The organism is Dactylosporangium sp. NPDC048998 (genome assembly GCF_043197855.1).
Lineage (GTDB): Bacteria > Actinomycetota > Actinomycetes > Mycobacteriales > Micromonosporaceae > Dactylosporangium.
Genome location: NZ_JBICTV010000008.1, coordinates 12,876 through 30,132 on the forward strand (window position 1 = coordinate 12,876; position 17,257 = coordinate 30,132).

Consider the following 17,257-nt stretch of genomic DNA (forward strand, 5'->3'; position numbering starts at 1 on the left):
GATACCGTGGCGTATCATCAATAGTTCGCGTAGCCGGTGCCGACCCACTTCTGCCCGACCTTCTTGCGGCACCTGGTCCATAGGCCACATCCCGTCTTCGACCCGTCGAAGACGCCGATCCCGACCGACAGCTTGTCGCCCTGGAGTGCCTTTCGCGCCTCCCGCTTCGCGGTATCGGCCTTCTTGACCACCCGGTTCAGCAGCTCCTTTGCGGCGCGGCTGTTCCGACCGGCCTGATAGGCCTTCCGGGCCGTCTTCGCCCTGGTGAGCTGGACACCGGCATAGCCGAACTTGCCTAGCCGCGCGACGCCGCCGACGCCGGGAATGGAGGTCGCGACGGTGAGCGCTGCCGAGAACTTGTTGCCGGCCTTGTAGTCGTTGTAGGCGCCCCAGAGGCTGAAGCCGGTCGCGATTGTGCCGACGACCGCGGCGAACGGTTGCAGCCCGGGAATGAACGACATCACGAGGGCGGCTGTGCCCAGCACAGAGCCGATGTTGCCGGCATTGTTGCTGACCCAGTTGAAGGCCCGGCGCAGCGACGGCCATTTGCCGTCGAGGTCGAAGCAGTTGACCGGGTCGGCGTCGCAGTAGTCGTATGCAGTGGCGGACCCCCCGAGCTCCGGGTCGACCTGCAGGAAGCGCCCGAGGCTCGGCGCGTACAGCCGGACCCCCATCAGCACCGTGTCGCCCATCGTCTCCGCGGAACGTTGCTTGCCGCCCAGCCAGCCGTACCGCGACGCACCGGCGGTCACCGGCATGCCGAACTCGTCGTACTCCGAGAGCTGCACGCTGGTCAGCGCCGTGTCCGTCGTCACGACGACGTCGCCGTGCAGGTTGGTCAGCTGGAGCCGCACGGATCCGGTCGCGTCGGTCGTCGCGACGAGGCCCGTGTCGGGTCCGACGACGTTACGGGTCACGGCGCCGGTCGCGGTGTCCTCGACGATCCACCGCGGCGAATCACCGTCGTCGCTGTAGTGGTTGAGCTTCGACGCGGTGGTCGTCGATGGCCCGGTCGTGCCCCTGGTGAAGGCCTGCAGCCGGCGGGCGGGGTCGAGGGTCCAGTCCGCCCGCTGGGTGCCGGACTGCTGGGAAGCCACCATGTCGTTGGCGTAGTAGGTGTTGGTGAGGCCAGACGGCATGCCGGTCACTCGCCCGAACGCGTCGACCGAATAGCCGGGATCCGTGATCCGGTCGGCGGTGTCGTACGTGTGGTTCTCGGTGGCGTCGGCAGTCTCCGTGACCGGGCACGTCGGCCCGGTGCTCTGGTAGGTGCGTTTGACCGTCCGGTTCGTGCGGGAGTCGTACCCGTACTGGTGGTTGACACAGCTGGTCGTGGTCGTCTGTGTCGTAGAGGTCAGCCGGCCCAGGACGTCGTAGCCGTAGGTCTTGGTGCCGCCCGTGTAGACGTCACTGATCCACTGCCCCTGGGTGTTCTCGACGATGGCCTCGCTGAAGATCGTCGACCCGTCGGAGTCGCGCACGTACCGCCGGCCGACCGCGGCCAGCGACGCGTCGAGCGTGTCGGTCCGGGTGATGCCGCCCGGGTACTTCAGCTCGGTCAGCTGCCCGTTGGCCGCGTACTTCGTGCTGAACGTGCCGGCGACCGAGTCCGTGACCGAGGTCACCAGGCCCCGTGGCTCGCTCGTCAGGTCGTAGCCGAACGTCTGGTTACCGGTCGGGTCGGTGACCTTGCTCAGCCGGCCGAAGCGGTCGAACTCGCTGCGGGTGACGGCACTGTCCGCGTCCGTGTAGGCGATCAAGCGACCCAGCTGGTCGTAGTCGCGGCTGATCGTCAGTCCGGCGGACGTCGTGCGGATCGCCTTGCCGTTGGCCGGGTCGTACTCGACGGTCACATCCGGCACCGGCAGCCCGAGCGTCGAGGTGACACTCACCGACGTGAGCCGGTTGATCGCGTCGAACTGGGAGGTGGTGCGGCGCACGTCGGCACCGACCGTCTCGGACACCACGGTGCTGGCGCCCGCCCGGTTGTACTGCTCGACCCGCCGCACCGGCAGCTGCGCGACCATGTCGGCACGCTGGCCGGTGATCGCGCCACCCGGCTTGCTCACACACGCCTGCCCGGCCCACTCCGGCTTGTTGCCGCACGCGGCGTCGGCCGGGTTGGCCCCCGCCGTGTAGAAGATGCTCTTCTCCACCAGTGCGTCCGCGCCGTTGGAGCCGACGCCCCAGGCCTCGACGATGCGGCCGGCACTGTCGTACACCGTGTACGACGTGCCTGCGTCGCTGGTCGCGGACGTCGCCTTGCGCAGCGCCCAGCCGGACGCGCCGCCCTTCTCCGCGCCGTATCCACTGCGGACGATCCGGGTGTCGGCATCGGGGTAGCCGTCGACAGCCGCCCCGGTGATCATCGTGGTTCGCAGGTGGTAGGTGGCGCCATCCGGCTTGCCCTCGTCGTACCGGTGGATGGTCCGGTTACGCGCGACCACCTGTGTGCCGGCGACGAGCGTGGTCTTGCCGGCGGCGGCGAGGTCGCGCTCCAGCGCGATGCGGACCACCGGCCCGAGCTCCTCGAGGAGATCGGTCCCGTCGGGGCTGTAGGTGCTGACCGTGGACAGCAGGGCCGCCCGCAACGCCGGGTCGGCCGGCAGATCGAGGTCCGCCGCCATGCTCGCCGCGCCGGGCAGTGTGCCGAGCGCCAGCTCCCGGTTCTCCGCCTTCAGCGCCCGCACGACGTTGCCGTGCTCGTCGTACTCCTGGGCGTCGATGTGCCCGCCCGGAGTGGCGGTGTTGCTCTCGCGTCCGGAGGCGTCGAGGTAGTGGACGGTCGCGTAGGTGTAGCCGCCCGTGCCGGGGTTGGCGTTGTCGGCGAAGTTGGTCGTCGGCGGGAACTGCGGGGTGAAGACCGCGGTGGCGTCCGTAGGCAGGTTGGTCTGTGCCCACGTGGCGATCGCCGCGGCGTTCATGTCATGCGGGCCGCCGGCCGCCTTAGTCAGCGGCACGCCGTAGACGACGGTGGTCGCCACCTCGCCGTCGAGCTGGTTCTTCGTGCCGGCGACGAGTGCCGCCCGCCGGACCTTGAAGAGCCGGCCGGCATTCGTGTCACCGGCGACCGCGCCGTAGTCGAACATCCACGGCAACTGACCGGCGGTGCCGGCCTTGGTGACCCGCCCTGCACTGTCATAGTCGTACGTGGTCTTCAACGGCGGCGACAGCCGGGGATCCCAGACCTCGCGCAGCCGGCCCTGACTGTCATAGGCGTAGTTCGCGACCTCGACCGCGGTCTCGGTGCTGGTGACCGGGTCCCACGACCAGATCTTGACCGCCCGAACCTGGTCGATGATGTTCCCGAACGTTGACCCGGACGCCGTGGTAGCCGTCGCATAGTCGTATTCGAGAACCTCGCAGCCCCGCGCTGGCACCGCCGCAGTGCAGTCGCCCACACCGGGCTCGGCCGCGTTGATCACCCGCTTGACCAAGGTCCGGTTGTCGGAGGAGTCATAGAGGTATCGCGTGGTGGAGTTCTGGTCCGAGGTCCACGTCGTGGAGACCAGGAACGTTTCGCTCTGCTTCGTGAACTGGGTGGTCGTGCCGTCGAGTTCCCGCAGCTCGTAGACGGTGTCGGACACCTTCACCAGGTTGAGGTCCTCCGCACCCGGCTCGGGGAAGAACGCTCCCGCCGTGCTGCGGGCGAACGTGTAATAGCCGCCGCCGGCGCTGGTGATCTTCGCCAGGTCCGGCGAGGGGAAGGTCAGCGACTCATAGTCGACCTCCGCCACGCCGCCGTCGGTGCCGCCCCGCCATTGCGGGCCGAACGGGGCCACGATCTCCTTGAGTGACAGGTTGTCCCAGAAGACGGCCTTGTTCGAGCCGTAGCCGTTGCCGTTGTAGAGGCGGAAGAACGCCTCCGTCGCCCCGGCCGGGATGGCAAGATCGAGGGTGAGCTCCTGCCAGCCGTCGACCCACTGGGCCTGTGCGGAGCGGAACTCCTGGTAAGCGCCGCCGCTGTCCTTGTAGAACCCGACGATACGTCGCGCCCGAGGCTCGGTGGCGTCCAGTCCGGTCGCGGCCGGCACGTAGATCCAGCCGGTGACCCGGTAGCGTTTGCCGGGTTTCATGCCGTGCCGTAGCGCGTACTGGTCGTCGCCGAGCGCGACGAACGTGTCGGTCGCGCCGAAACCGGCGGGCTTCGTGGCGAGTGGCACGACCTTCAGCGAGTCGGTGGAGGAGCCCTGCCCGAAGTTCGTCACCCGGGTCGCGGTCGTGGTGCCGCCGGTGGCGAAACCGGTGACGGTGTCGGTGACCTGCTGCAGGCTCGCCGGCAGGCGTTCACCCTGCGGCATCCAGCCGGCGTTCGGCTCGCGTGAAGACGATGCGCGGCCAACGCTGAGGCCGAATTGGTCGACGTCGCCGGCTGAGAGCGAGTAGTCGCCGGTGAGGAGGTTCACCGAGCCGGGTCCGGCGCCGTCGCCGGCGGCGCCGTGGCCGTTCGGATCGACGGTCACGGTGACCCACTGGGTCGCGTATCCGGGTTGCCCGTCCGCGTCCGGGTAGAGCGTCGCCCGGACCTGCACGACGCCGCCGACGGTGCCGAGGGTGTCGACCGCGTCCCAGATCGCATTGCCGCCGAGACCGGCAAGGGGAACCGGGTTCACGGTCACCGCCGAACCGTCGGCCTTGTGCAGGTGCGCGAGCGGGATGTCGTACTCCGCCGCGCCGGGTCCACGCCGGTACTGGAACGTGGCACGTGTGTAGGTGCCGTCACCGTCGACGGCGAGCTTGGTGCGCTTGACGACGTTGGCGCCGGGCCGCGGCATCTTCAACCCGGCCCGGCCGACGTTGAACACGTACGTGTTCGGATCCGACAGCAGCCCGGAACGGCTCTTTGCCCGGACCGTCAGTGTGCGGCGGCCGTCCTCGCTGGGTGTGATCTGCACCGTCGTCGGACTGCCCGCGGTGACCGTGGTCGGCGCGGCGTCGGTGTCCAGCTGGTAGGTGTAGGCCACCACGGTGTCGCCCGGAGCGGGGGTGAACGTGAACGTACCGGCCTTGCCGTAGCCGCCGTGACCCCAGGTGTTATCAGTCGCGATCGACGGGTACAACGTCGATGACACAGTTGGAACGAGCGGTTTGACGCTGTCGACGGTGAACTCGCAGAAGGCCGTCCAGGCCGAGGTGAGGGTGTTGTCGGCGGTGTCCACGGCCCGGACCCGCCAGCTGTAACTGCCACCCTCGGCGAACGCGCCGGTCGGCACGGTGGTCGACGCCTGGGTCGAGGACGGTGCGGTCACGTTGGCGCTGCCGATCATCGCGCCGCCGGCCTGGTACCACTCGAACTGGTTGACGACGTTGCCGCCGTCGGGGTCGTTCATCACCGCCTGCAGCACCGGCGTGCGGGTGGAGATGTAGGGCCGGTTCGCGCCGGTGGCGCACGTCGTGGTCGGCACCGTTCCCGAGCTCGTCACGCGCGGCGGGCTGTTGTACGTGATCGTCGCGTACGGAATGTTGCTGGCGGCGTTGGCGGAGTTGAACCGCTTCCACGAGTCGTGGTTGTTCTCCAGGGTCGCCTTCAAGCCCATCGTGGTCGTGGTCCAGCCGGCTGTCGCCCCGGCCTGGAACACACCGGTCGCCGGCGCGGACACCCACCCGGCCGCGCAGGACGAGCTGTATCCCTTGGTCTGGTTCGACGTGTGATGGTTGGATATCCAGGTCGGCTGGTTCGTCCACCGCGTCGCGGTGCTCACCGCACCGGTGAGCCACACCTCCCAGTCAGCGGCGCGGCACGACCAGGAGTGGTACTCCCACAGGTACAGCGTCGCCGAGGTGACCTTCGCACCGGCGAGGAACCCGGTGTTCCACGCCAGGAACGACCGCGCCGTCCAGGACCCGCCGTCGTCGGAGTAGCCGAGCTTCAGGTCCGTGGACCCGGATTGGTCGGTGGTGTAGCCCGTCTGCACGAAGGTGTTGAACGTCGGATACACCGACGGGTCGATCGTGACCGGGAACTGCAACGTAGGGTCCGCCAGGAACGCGGCGTCCGGCGTCAACGTCAGGTCGACGTCATCGCCGTGACGGACCTGCGTCAAACCGACCGGCGCGACCCGCAGGTGATCACCGGAGTTGGCGCCGACCCGTGCGTCCCACATCGTCGGCTGCGGGATCCGGCCCGCGCTGCGCCCACCTTTGCCCTTGAACAACAACCCGCCGGAACCGTCCGGCGCCGTGGTCACTCCCGGCGTGCTCATCCGCAGGCCGAGCGTCGCCGACGCGGCCAACGCGGCCCGGTTCTTCACGACGAAGTTCTGCTCGAACCCGGTCCGCGTGGCGGTCACCACCAGGTCCACCCCGGGCCGCACCTCCGGATACGTCGCGACGTTGCCCGCCAGCACCGGAGCCGGCAATGCACCGGACCACGCCATGCTCAGCGCGCCGTCGTCGCCGTCGAGCTTGGCCAGCGAGTGCTCCCCCGCACCCGCCGCCTTGCCCGACAGCTTCAGACCACGCGGGTGACCGACCGGGGCCACCGAACCATCGGGCTGCACCTGCAGCGTCAGATCGACCGGCTTCCACACGTCGCCCTGCTTGAACCGCACCGGCCCGGCATGCACCTGACTGGTGAACCCACCCTCCGGCAGCGCCCACACCTGCGTGGTCTCTGTACGCGCGTCGGTCACCTCGATGCGCTTGCCGCACAACCGCGCCGCCGCCAACGCCGACGTCGCATCGGCACGCTCATCACCACACACCGGCGCAGGCGGCTTCACCGGAGCCGGCGCCGCCTCGGCACGTCCCGGCAACACCTCAGCCAACGACAACGTCATCACCGCAGCGGTCACCACCGCCACGGCCCGCCGCGGGCGGCCAGCGCCCAACCTGATGAACACGCGCGAACGCCACGCCGACGACATCGCCACTCCCCGTGATCCACACAACTTGATCTCAGCGGGCGGGGACTCTAGGTCCTGACATCGACACGCACAACCCAGCCGTTCGCCGCTTCGTCGACAGACGTCCTTCGTTCTGCGACAACGGGATTGGCAGTGATGAAAGTCACACCTGTGAACTTCCTGGAAAAGGAGAGCAGGGCAAACACATCACGGATGTATGTAACTGAGCGCTCAGGTACGCGACCCAAGAGGACCAGCCCTGCCCGGCGTACGTCGACGGCGTGGCGTGACCATCACTGCATCCGCGGGAGCGAGATGAGCGAGACGAACGCGCCCTCGATGCCGTCCACGACAGCCTGTAGATCGGCGGTCAGCCTCCTCGACTTCAGCAGGTTCGCCAGGAGTTCCCGAACCTCAGCACCACGCAGGTCGGCCGGCAGCTCCGCTTCGGCACCAAGGATCTTGACGATTGCGGCCAGCAGATACGTGCGCTCATCGATCTGCTGTGAGGAGTCGAGCATGAATCGCACCAGCCGGACGGCAGGCTGGTTGGCGTTTGCCTGGTCGTTCGGTTTGTAATGGACTGTCGCCCCGAGGATCCTTCGCCTGTGTACCGGCAGCACCGTGCCGGTGTCAGCGAGGCGCTGGGCGAACCGCAGGAACAGTTCCCGGCGGAGCTGCCGGCACCAGAGCGCGACGGACTGTCGGGGCTCCGTGGCTAGGCTCTGCAGGACGAGCGCTCCGATCTGGTCGGTGCATTCCCTGCCGCTCACGACGACGGGACAGTCGGCATCGACCGTCAGGAGTCCGCTGCGGACCAGCTCACAGAGGGTGGCCCCGCAGATCGCCAACTCCAGCGCCGCCTGGTGAAGTCGAGGGCGGCCGTCGTTGCCGTGCATCAGGAGGAACAGCTCTGTCGGCAGTGTCATCAGTTCGTCCGGAGCAATCGCTGGCTGGACGCTGGTATCGCGGGGAGGTGCGGATTCGGGGTCGGCTTCCGGCTCGGCCTTCCGTTGCTGCGGGGGCAGCTTGGGTTGGGCGCTTTCACCGGCGACGGAGGGCTGCGTCGCAGATGAGAGCACCGCGTCGGCTTGTTGCTGCGCAGCCGCTCGAATCGCCTCCGCCTCCAGGTTGGCCCGGTCGATGATCTGCTGCGCCTCGCGTTGCGCGAAGTCGAGTCCGAGGCGTGCCCGCTGCTGGTCGGCGAAGACCTTGCTCACCGCGCTGAGCAGCCGGACCGTTTGCTGGCGTTCCATCGCGGCGAGCAGGTTCTCCATGCGCTTGGCGCCCATCGAGGCCAGCAGCATGAGGGCTCGGTCAGGATCCATCTCTGCCAGCCTTGCGACGGCCCAGTCCGGCGAGGCCAGATCGAGGATCGCCGCCGCCTGTGTCGGCTCCACCGCGGCCAGCAGGCCGGCGGCCTGCTCCGAGGAGGTCATGTTCGCCAGCAGTTCGGCGGCAAAGCCTCGTCGACGTTTGAGAGCAGGTCCCGTGCCCGTGCGGGTCCGACGAACGCGAGCCGCCGAGCGGCAAGCGCCGGGTCCATGTTGGCGAGCGCCGCCCGGGCGTCGTCGAGACTCATCGCCTCGAGCCGCCGGGCGGCCTCCTGCCCGGTCATCGCGGTGAAGTTGATGACGTGCGGCGCGGAAACCACTACGTTCGCGTCGCCGCCCGCTTGTACCACGACGCTGTTGGACGCGTTCGCCTGCTGCGCGGTCAACACATCGGGCGGATCGATGCCCACCTCGATGTAGATCTTTTGAATCAAGGCGAAGAGTGGGTCGCGCAATGCGGTATCGTCGCCCAGTCTTGCCTCGATGTACCCGTGCAAACGATTGTGCACATCCCGTTCGGCGACAGTGGCGAGCTCAGCCCTGAACGTATCCAGACGTGCGATCTCTTCACGTTCCCGCGCTTTGTCGCTGCGCGCCAACAGCTTCGACAGTTCGGCACGGACCCAGGACCAGGCATCACCGGCCATCGCAGAAATGATCGCCGTTGCCGCGGATCCCGCCAACGCACCGATCTCGACCATACGGCTGACCTCTCTAAGATCAACTTTCGACGATTTTCAAGCCATTGGAGCCCGTTGATAGGGAAGCGCCCGGCACACTGTAGCGGTTCCGGGCGCGCCCATTCTCCCGACTTGTGTCAAGGCATTGAAGCCGATGTGCGTTGATTCAGCCCGGCACTCAGGGGCTGACGGCGGGCGCTGTTGCGTGAACTCAACGTCCGCCGGGAGACGCCCGGACCCGCGTGGTGACGAGTCAGCGGACGTGCGCGCCGGCGGCCGTGATGAACGCTGTCAGGGCGTTCTGGCATCGCGTTTCGTGCTCTCGCAGTGCGGCGAGATCGACGGCACGGACGATGGCGCCGATGGGCTCGACCGCCGCGTCCGCGAGCGTCATGAGCTGGGGGTCCTCGGCCAACAACTGCACTCGGAAGCGGGCGTGGTCGGCGGCCGCACCCAGGCGGTCGGACTCTCGTTGCGCGGCCGTGAGCTCAGTTCCTTCAGTGTGGTTGCGGCGGGTGAACCACAGGCTGATGACGCTTTGCCGGAGTTCCGTGATGGCTCCGGCGAAGGCACTGTAGCTGGCGAGGCGTTCTTGGCGAAGCCGCTCATCCCGGGCGAATCGCTCCGCACGCTGCGCGCTGACGCGCTGAAAGACGAACGTAACGATGGAACCCAGTAGGGTTCCCGCAACGGCGATGATGGCGGCGACGAAGCTTTCCACGACGTATGAGTTTGCCGCCCGCCTGGAGAGTCTCGCTACGGCCAAGTCACAGTGCGGGTCGGGCAGTGGCAGGTAGGACTGGGAGCAGCGCCGACAACAACGAGCACCGCATCGGACCAAACATCACTCCCCTGTTCGTGTATGGCATTCCGTCAACCTCTGGGTCATGCTGACCTTACTGGTCGTAGGGGGTTGCCGTGGATCGATGGCTTCGGCGGTATCGGTCCCGGCCCGAGGGCGTGCTGGTGACGCTGGCGCTCGCCGCTCCCGCCGTCATCGCGGGCATCGTGGCGGTGGCGGCGCCGGCCCGCGAGGCGCCACTGCTCGTCGCGGTGGCCGCCGGCTTCGTCGCTGGTCTGCTCGCGCGGCACCTGAGCAGGCGCTCGGCAAAGATGTCCGCCTTCGTGCCGCCGTCAAACCTGCCGCCGCCGCCGACGTACATTGCCGGCCGAGGATCGGAAGTGTCCTCGCTCGAGGCGTTCCTACGCGGCCCGTCGAGCGGCCCTCGCGTGGCCAACATCTGGGGTGTCGCCGGCATCGGCAAGACCGCGCTGGCCGTCTATACCGCCCACCGAGTCGCCGACCAGTTCAACGGCGGCGAGCTGTTCGCGCGGTTCGTCACTGACAGCACGCCGGAGCCGGCGGCGTCGCGTGCCGACTCGGTCGCCAAGATGCGCCGCCGGTTCATCGAGGCGCTGAGCCCGGCCGGTTCGGCGATGCCCGAGGGACCGAAGGCGCAGGCCGTGCTGTACCGGCGCCTGACCCGCCGCCTGAGCCGGCGTAACCAGCTGCTCATCGTGCTCGACGACGTCTCCGGCCTCGACCAGGTGGCGCAGCTGGTGCCGCAGAGCCCCTGGTGTGCGGCGATCGTCACCTCCCGGGGACCGGTCGAAGGGCTGGCCGCCGAGCCGTTCCCGCTGGCCGAGCTGCGGCCCGGCGACGCGCTGGTGATGCTCGGCGCGATCGCGGGCGTCGAGCGGGTCCAGGCCGAGGCCCAAGCGGCGGCTGAGCTGGTCCGGGCGGCGGAGTACCACCCGCTGGCGATTCAGCTGGTGGGGATGGCCCTGGCTCAGCGGCCGCACAGCCGCCTGGCCCTCGCCCAGCAGCTGATGGCCGAGCACGGCAACGGCCGCCAGCAGAAGTTCGACAAGGCCCTTGACCTCGCCTACGCGATGCTCACCCGTGGCGAGCAGTACGCGGTCGTCAGCCTCGGCCTGCTCGACGGGCGGATCTTCGCCCCGTGGGAGCTCGAAATGCTGCTGAACAGCAGTGAGTCGGACGCGTGGACGTACTGCCTGCGACTCACCGATGCCGGTCTGCTGGAGCGGCGCAGCGAGGATGCCGCCGGGATCCAGTCCTTCCGGCTGCTCGAGCATGTGGACCGGTACGCCCGCCGGATCGCCGCCGACCAGCTCGACGACGACGAGCAGCGCGCGGCGCGGGAGCGGCTCGCCGAGGGCCGCGCCAACCGCCGGGAACGGCGCGACGAGCTGGGCGAGGTGTTCGAACGGGTGCAGGCGACGATGGAGAACGGCGCGATCTCCCGGGCGTTCAAGAACGCCCGCGACGCCGTGGCGCTCGCCCGGGAGATCTCCCCGGCCGGCGAGGCCGAGGCGACCGTCGCGATGGCTGACCTGCTCGCCGAACTCGGCGGCCTCGAAGACGTCCGGGAGCTGCTGGCCCTGTCGCCATCGCAGGACGAGTCGCTGGCCCGGGTCCGCGCGCTGCGCATCGAGGCGAAGCTGCTGCGGCGGCTGCGCAAGCTCGACGCCGCCCGAGGCCAGCTGGCCGAGGCGCTGGACCGATGCTCGCGCCTGGGCGACCGGGTCGAGCACGTCCGGCTGCTCCGCGAGTTCGCCGTCGTCGAGTCGCTGGGGTCGGACCCGGAGCGGGGCCGGCAGTACATCGGGGAGGCCCGCCGGCGTAGCACCGGCCAGCCCCGGCAATGGGCACCGCTCGCCTACTCCGAGAGCCGGGTCTTGCTGGCCCTTGACCTCCCGGGCAAAGCCGAGGAGATCCTGCGGGTCGGTGCCGAGCACGCCGAGCGACTGGGTCAGCGCCTCTGGTACAGCTGGATCGGCTACGAGCGGGCCCAGGCCGCACGAAAGGACCGGCGGCCCACCGACATGATTGCCTTGGCCTCGGAGGCGCTGGACGGCTTCGAGGAGATGCGCCACCGGTATGGCAGCGGGCATTGCCGGGAGATCATCGGCTGGGCCTTGCAGGCGGAGGGGGACACCGAGGCCGCGGTGCGATTCCTGACCGAGGCGCTGGAGACGTTCAGCAACTGCGGCGACACCTGGGTAGAGGCCCGGGCGGCGGACCGGCTGGCGGCTGCGCAGGCCGGCCTGGGCCAGCACGAGGAGGCGCAGAACCTGTGGCGGATGGCTGAGTGGCTGTACCGCTCGGTCGGCAATCACCGGCGCGCCGAGCGGGTTCGTGCCGACCGGCGGGCCGCGCAGCGGGCGTCGCGGACGGCCGTCACGGCGAGCGGCGGTGCGAGGCGATGACCAGGGCGGTGTGGGCGGCCGGGGCCGCTGTCATGAGCGGGTCGGTCGGCGCCGCCTGGCTGTATCTCGGGACCGGCTCCTGGTGGTGGCGCGGCCTCGGCGTGGTCCTGCTCGCCGCCGCGGCCGCGGCCGCGGTCGAGCTGGCTACGCTCGCCCGCGTCCGGCCGCGGCGGCTGCGTGAGCGCCCGCCGCGCCTGGTCACATTCCGGGGCCGCGACTGGGAGCTACGCAGGCTACGGAGCCGATTCGACGAGCTCCGCCGGCCCGGGGAGTCCAACGGCGCGATCATCCTGCCGATTCACGGCATGCCCGGAGTCGGCAAGTCCGCGCTCGCCCGCGAACTCGCCCGCGAACTGGCCGACGCGTTCCCCGACGGTCAGCTGTACGCCAATCTCGGCAACGCCGGCAACATCCGCGCCGAGGCCGAGATCCTCAGCCGATTCCTGGCCGCTCTACGGCCCGGCGAGGCGGTGCCGGCCTCGACCGTCGACCGGTCGGCCCGGTTCCGGTCGTTCACCGCGTCCGCCCGAGTGCTGGTCATCCTCGACGCCGCCCGCGATCAGGACCAGGTGGCCCGGCTGATCCCGACCGGCAAGGAATGCGCGGTCATCGTCACCAGCCGGCGCGACCTCGGCCCGGCGCTGGGCGTCCGGTCGTTCCGGCTCGACGTGCCCGACATGGATGGCGCGCTGGAGATGCTGCGGGCGGTGACGAACATGGAGGCCAACGACGAGAAGTTCGCGATCGAGATCGTCGATCGGCTCGGTCGGCTGCCGCTGGCCATTCGTGCCGTCGGCGACGCGGTGGTGCGCGAGCGCATCGGGCTGCCGCAGGCCGCGCGGCGCCTGCGGGAGCTGGCGGCGCCGCCGCCCGGCCCGGACGAGAAGGAGAAGGAGGACGACGGTGAACTCGCCGACGTGCTGCAGATCGTTTACGAGCGGATCGAGAGCGAATACGCCCGGCTGACCGCCGATGAGCAGCGCGCGTTCGAGCTGCTGTCGCTGCTGGAGACGCCGAGCCTGGTGCCCTGGATGCTCATCCCGCTGCTCGGGCTCGACAGCGACCGCGGCGACCAGGCCGAGATCGCCTCGATCGTGAGCCGGCTCGCCGAACGGCAGCTGCTCGAGCTCGCGGGGCTCGACCAAGTCAGCGGCCTGGACCGCTATCGCTTCCACCCGCTGTTCCGGGCGTTCGCCCAGACCCGGCTCCGCGAGAGCGGCATCGACCTCGACTGGCCGATGAGCCGCTTCGACGAGGTCTACCAGGAGGTGTTCCGGCTCGCCAGCGAGACACCCCCGGAGCAGGGAAGCCTGTCGTACTCCCACGCGCTGGACGAGCAGCCGCTGCCCGACCGCTGGGTCCGCGCGGAGTACCGCAACCTGCTGCGCTGCGTCCGCGCCACCGACGGGGCCGGACGCGGCGGCGTAACCTGGCGCATCGCGGCGCAGCTCGGCGACTCGGTGCCGGACGAGGTGGACCGGCGCGATGTCACGGCGGCGTTCCAGACGGCCGAGTGGAACGCCGAGACCGACGACGACCCGCACGCGCGGATCCGGGTTCAGCTGGCCAGGGGCCGGTTCCTGGGCCGGCTGGGCGGCTACCGCCGGGGCGACGAAGAGTTACCCGGCTGTGCCGAAGCGTTCTCGGCGCTCGACGCCGCCGCCGCGGCGGCGAATGCCGACCCCGGCGCGCGGTCCACCCGCCTCGAGGCCGAAGCATACCGCCGGATCGGGGAAGCGCTGCTGCGCGCAGGGCACCTCCGCGACGCCGACCACGAGCTGCGTCGCGCCGCACTGCTGGCGGGCCGGACCGAGGACCGCGACACGGAGCGGCTGGTCAGCCTCATGCGGGTGGCTGCGGTGTACGACCGGACGTCGGTCGGCGAGCGCCCCGCCGGCGAGCATGATGCGGAGGCCGAGTTCTGGTACGAGTGGGCGGCGGCCGAGGTGCTGCGCCGCCGGCGCCGGTGGCGCGCCGCGTCGGGGGTACTGCGGGAGCTGCTGCCCCGCTACGAGGACGACGCGTCGCGGGCCGCGGTGATCCTGCTGCGGCTGGCCGAGCTGCGCCTCGACGAGTTCCGGGCCGACGCGCGCAACCGTCACCACACGGGCGCCCGCGCCGTGCACCGGGCGGCCGAGGCCCTCTACCGCTTCCAGCACATGCACGACCATGTCGGTGCCGTCCGTGCCCGCAGCGTCCTCGTCCGGGCGCTGCTCGCGTGCGACCGGCGCGGCGAAGCGATCGAGCAATACGGTTTCGCCACGACCGACGCCGAGCTCGTCGAGCCGCTGCTGTGGCACGACCGGGCGCCGCTGTGGGCCGGGCTGCGCTGGGCCGAGGGCGAACTGCTGCTCAGCACCGGCGACATCGCCGGAGCCACCAGCACGCTCGTCGGCGCGGCGCTTGTCTTCCACGCGCACGGCGACCCGGCCGGCGCGGCGGGCGCGCTCGGCGCGGCCGGCCTGCCAGGGCTGCCGTCCGATGCGTTCGCCAGCGAGCCCGGCGGGCGAGAGCCGGTCGCCTGGCTGGAGCGCGGCGAGCACGACGCCTTGCGCGTGGGCACGCCGTTCACCGTCGGCTACTCGATCACGGCGCCCGCACTGACAAAGCGGCTGCCGCCCGCCGGCGCCCGCCGGGTATCGGTCCTTCTCGACGCGCACGACGCCGACGTGACGCCGCGGGCCCGCGCGGCGCGGCTCGACGCCTGGGCTCCGCTCACCGCACAGCTCTTCGAGGTCGTGCCGCGCCGGCCCGGCCCGCTGCGCATGCAGATCTCGCTCTACGACGCCGACCGGGGCGCCCTGCTACAACGCACCGACCTCGCCGAGCAAAACGTGACCCCCTCGAACGACAGCGTGGCAGCATGACGCGGTACGACCTCGGACCGACCAACGCGATCGACAACGTCAACCAGTTCCGCCGTCCGCTGCCGGTGTGCGAAAGCCGGGGCCGCACCCTGAAGATCCGGATCAAGGAGGTTGCCCGCGGCAGGTACGAAGTGGTCGCGTTCGGACTCGATCTTCCGATGGGCGGCCGCTTCCCGTTCGCGTATCTCGACGCGGACCCGGAGATGGTCAAGGGCTGGATCGACGACCTGCACCAGACCTGGTCGACGCAGGTGATCGAGTGGCAGGACCCGGCCACAGAGGGCCCCGAGGCCAACTACCGACGGCCCTTCACCGACGCTGTCGACCTGAGCGACGTGGCCGGCACGGCCGTGGAACGGATGTGGCACGCCGTTGCTGCCGCCGGCTATCAGCTGTTCTGGCAGCTGTTCCACAACGGCGGGCCGGCCCTGCAGGCGCTCGGCGAGGAGGTGCGGACCGCGCTGTGGCGGCGGGAGCAGGTCGTCACGTTCACGTCCAACGATCTCGTCGCGCCGTGGTCCATGCTGTACGTGCCGCGCGACGGATGGCACGCGCCGGAGCTGGGCAACGTCGACCCGGAGGCGTTCCTCGGGTTCCGGCACCTCGTGGAGCACCGCTTCGAGCGCGAATACGACCTGGACGCCGACATCCGGTTCACCGGCAAGCGGATCAACGCCAGCGCCTACTACGACGAGCGGCTGGACGGGCCGGGCCGCGGCGACACGCCTACGGCCGTCGCGGCGCCCGTCGTCGCCACGCTGGCGCGGCTCAGCAGCACGCACAAGGCGACGACCCGCCAGACCGTCGGCGACCACCTGACCGGCGACGGCGCCGCCGCGCACCTCGTCTATTTCTGCTGCCACTGCGTGCCCTCGTTGAACGGTGAGGCGTACCTGCGGCTCCCCGGCGACGAGGACGAGGGGCTGATCTCCGCCGGCGACCTCGGGTTCTGGATCGGTAAGGCGGGGGGCTTGCGCAGCAGCCCGCTGGTACTGCTCAACGCCTGCCAGAGCGGGCGGCTGATCACGGCCTCCGCGAGCCAGCTCGGCGCGGTGCTGCTGCAGCGCGGCGCCGGCTGCCTGCTGGCCCCGTGCGTCAATATCCCGGCCCGGTTCGCGGCGGCCTTCGCCGAGGACCTGTTCGCACGGATCCTCCCGGCGGGCCGGCCGCTCGGGCCGGCGGTCCGGTCGGCCGTCCGCGCCTTCGCCGGGGAGAAGCGCAACCCGCTCGGTCTCACGTACTCGCTCTACCAGGGCATCGACAGCCATTTCTGCCAGATGGAGAACCCTGATGGACTCGCCGCTGCCGGACGCTGACGACTTCACCGCCTACGACACGGTGCGGCTCAACGCCGACGGAATGCTGCTCGACGGCGACCGGCCAGTCGCGCCCGCCCAGGTGGCTCGGCACCTCGGCGGCCTGATCCGCCTGCCCGACCGGGTCACCGACATATTCGTGTTCGCTCACGGCTGGCAGACCACCCCGGAGCGGGCGGCCACCTCCTCACGCCGGCTGTTCTCAGCCGTCTGGGAGCTCTACCGTGAGGCCCCCGACCGCTACCCGCCGCTCACCCCGTTCCGGCCGTTCTTCGTATCCGTGCAGTGGCCCTCGCAAAGCAACCCGCTGCCGGACGGCTACCGACGCATCCGCGACCGCGCCCACGCGATGACCACCACCGGGCACGCTGCCCATGTGATCGCCGCCCTGCTCGGGTACCTCGACCACGAGCGTCGACGCCCGGAGGGCGCCGACGTCCTGCGGACGGCAGGTGGCCAGTACCTCCACTGTGTCGGCCACTCCTTCGGATGCCGGATGCTCGGCGAGGCCATCAAGGAGGCCGCGGCGCCGCCCGAGCACGGCACGCTCGCCTGGCCCTGGCAGTCGAGGTTCCCCTTCGCCGTCGACACCTTCGTCGGCCTGCAGATGGCCGCGCCGCCCAGCATCTTCAAGGACCGATTCCGCCCGCTCGTGGACGGCTCCGCCCCGATCGCCGGCCCGGCGGTACTGACGTTCAGCCCGCATGACCGCGCGCTGGCGCTCTGGCACAAACTCCCCGAGGGTACGCCCGGCCTGGGCGCCATCGGCGCCGCCGGCGCGCGCGTGACCGACCTGCGCCCGCTCGGCGAGCCATACCGGCTCGCTGACTTCAGCAAGGTGACGAGCGTCGACGCCGCGTGGCGCTTCCAGGACGGCGGCCTGGTACAGGGCGCGCACTCCGACATCTGGTACCCGGAAACCGTGCATCTACTGCTGTCACTGGCCGCGCTCGGCCGCTGACGCTTCTTCGCCTCGACGTGCGG

General features: G+C 70.2%; 8 protein-coding genes. 4 read left to right on the forward strand and 4 right to left on the reverse strand.

The features are described 5' to 3' along the window. Window positions 1-17: 17 nt before the first annotated feature. The 4 genes from ACGFI8_RS20380 to ACGFI8_RS20395 all read right to left on the reverse strand — a co-directional run bounded on the left by ACGFI8_RS20380 (window position 18) and on the right by ACGFI8_RS20395 (window position 9,580). Complete coding sequence (locus ACGFI8_RS20380) at window positions 18-6,632, reverse strand: RHS repeat-associated core domain-containing protein (RefSeq protein ID WP_392806931.1); 6,615 nt, start codon at window positions 6,630-6,632, stop codon at window positions 18-20. 506 nt (window positions 6,633-7,138) lie between these two features. Next, entirely contained in the window at window positions 7,139-8,284 is a 1,146-nt protein-coding gene (locus tag ACGFI8_RS20385; RefSeq protein ID WP_392806933.1) for a GPP34 family phosphoprotein, read from the reverse strand. Next, complete coding sequence (locus ACGFI8_RS20390; protein ID WP_392806935.1) at window positions 8,281-8,880, reverse strand: hypothetical protein; 600 nt, start codon at window positions 8,878-8,880, stop codon at window positions 8,281-8,283. The genes ACGFI8_RS20385 and ACGFI8_RS20390 overlap by 4 nt, the downstream gene beginning before the upstream one ends. A 232-nt stretch (window positions 8,881-9,112) precedes the next feature. After that, window positions 9,113-9,580, reverse strand: a complete 468-nt coding sequence (locus ACGFI8_RS20395; RefSeq protein WP_392806936.1) for a hypothetical protein — start codon at window positions 9,578-9,580, stop codon at window positions 9,113-9,115. Window positions 9,581-9,777: 197 nt separating this feature from the next. Between ACGFI8_RS20395 and ACGFI8_RS20400 the strand changes: the two genes are divergently transcribed. Genes ACGFI8_RS20400 through ACGFI8_RS20415 form a run of 4 tightly spaced genes read left to right on the forward strand, consistent with a single transcriptional unit; the run spans window position 9,778 to window position 17,234 of the window. Continuing rightward, window positions 9,778-12,090, forward strand: coding sequence for an NB-ARC domain-containing protein (locus ACGFI8_RS20400; protein WP_392806938.1), 2,313 nt, complete (start codon window positions 9,778-9,780; stop codon window positions 12,088-12,090). Continuing rightward, window positions 12,087-14,957, forward strand: coding sequence for an AAA family ATPase (locus ACGFI8_RS20405; RefSeq protein ID WP_392806940.1), 2,871 nt, complete (start codon window positions 12,087-12,089; stop codon window positions 14,955-14,957). Before ACGFI8_RS20400 ends, ACGFI8_RS20405 begins: the two co-directional genes overlap by 4 nt. After that, window positions 14,954-16,273 carry a CHAT domain-containing protein gene (locus ACGFI8_RS20410; RefSeq protein ID WP_392806942.1) on the forward strand — a complete coding sequence of 440 codons (1,320 nt, stop codon included), beginning with the start codon at window positions 14,954-14,956 and terminating at the stop codon, window positions 16,271-16,273. The genes ACGFI8_RS20405 and ACGFI8_RS20410 overlap by 4 nt, the downstream gene beginning before the upstream one ends. After that, window positions 16,248-17,234, forward strand: coding sequence for a hypothetical protein (locus ACGFI8_RS20415; protein WP_392806944.1), 987 nt, complete (start codon window positions 16,248-16,250; stop codon window positions 17,232-17,234). The genes ACGFI8_RS20410 and ACGFI8_RS20415 overlap by 26 nt, the downstream gene beginning before the upstream one ends. Window positions 17,235-17,257: the final 23 nt, after the last annotated feature.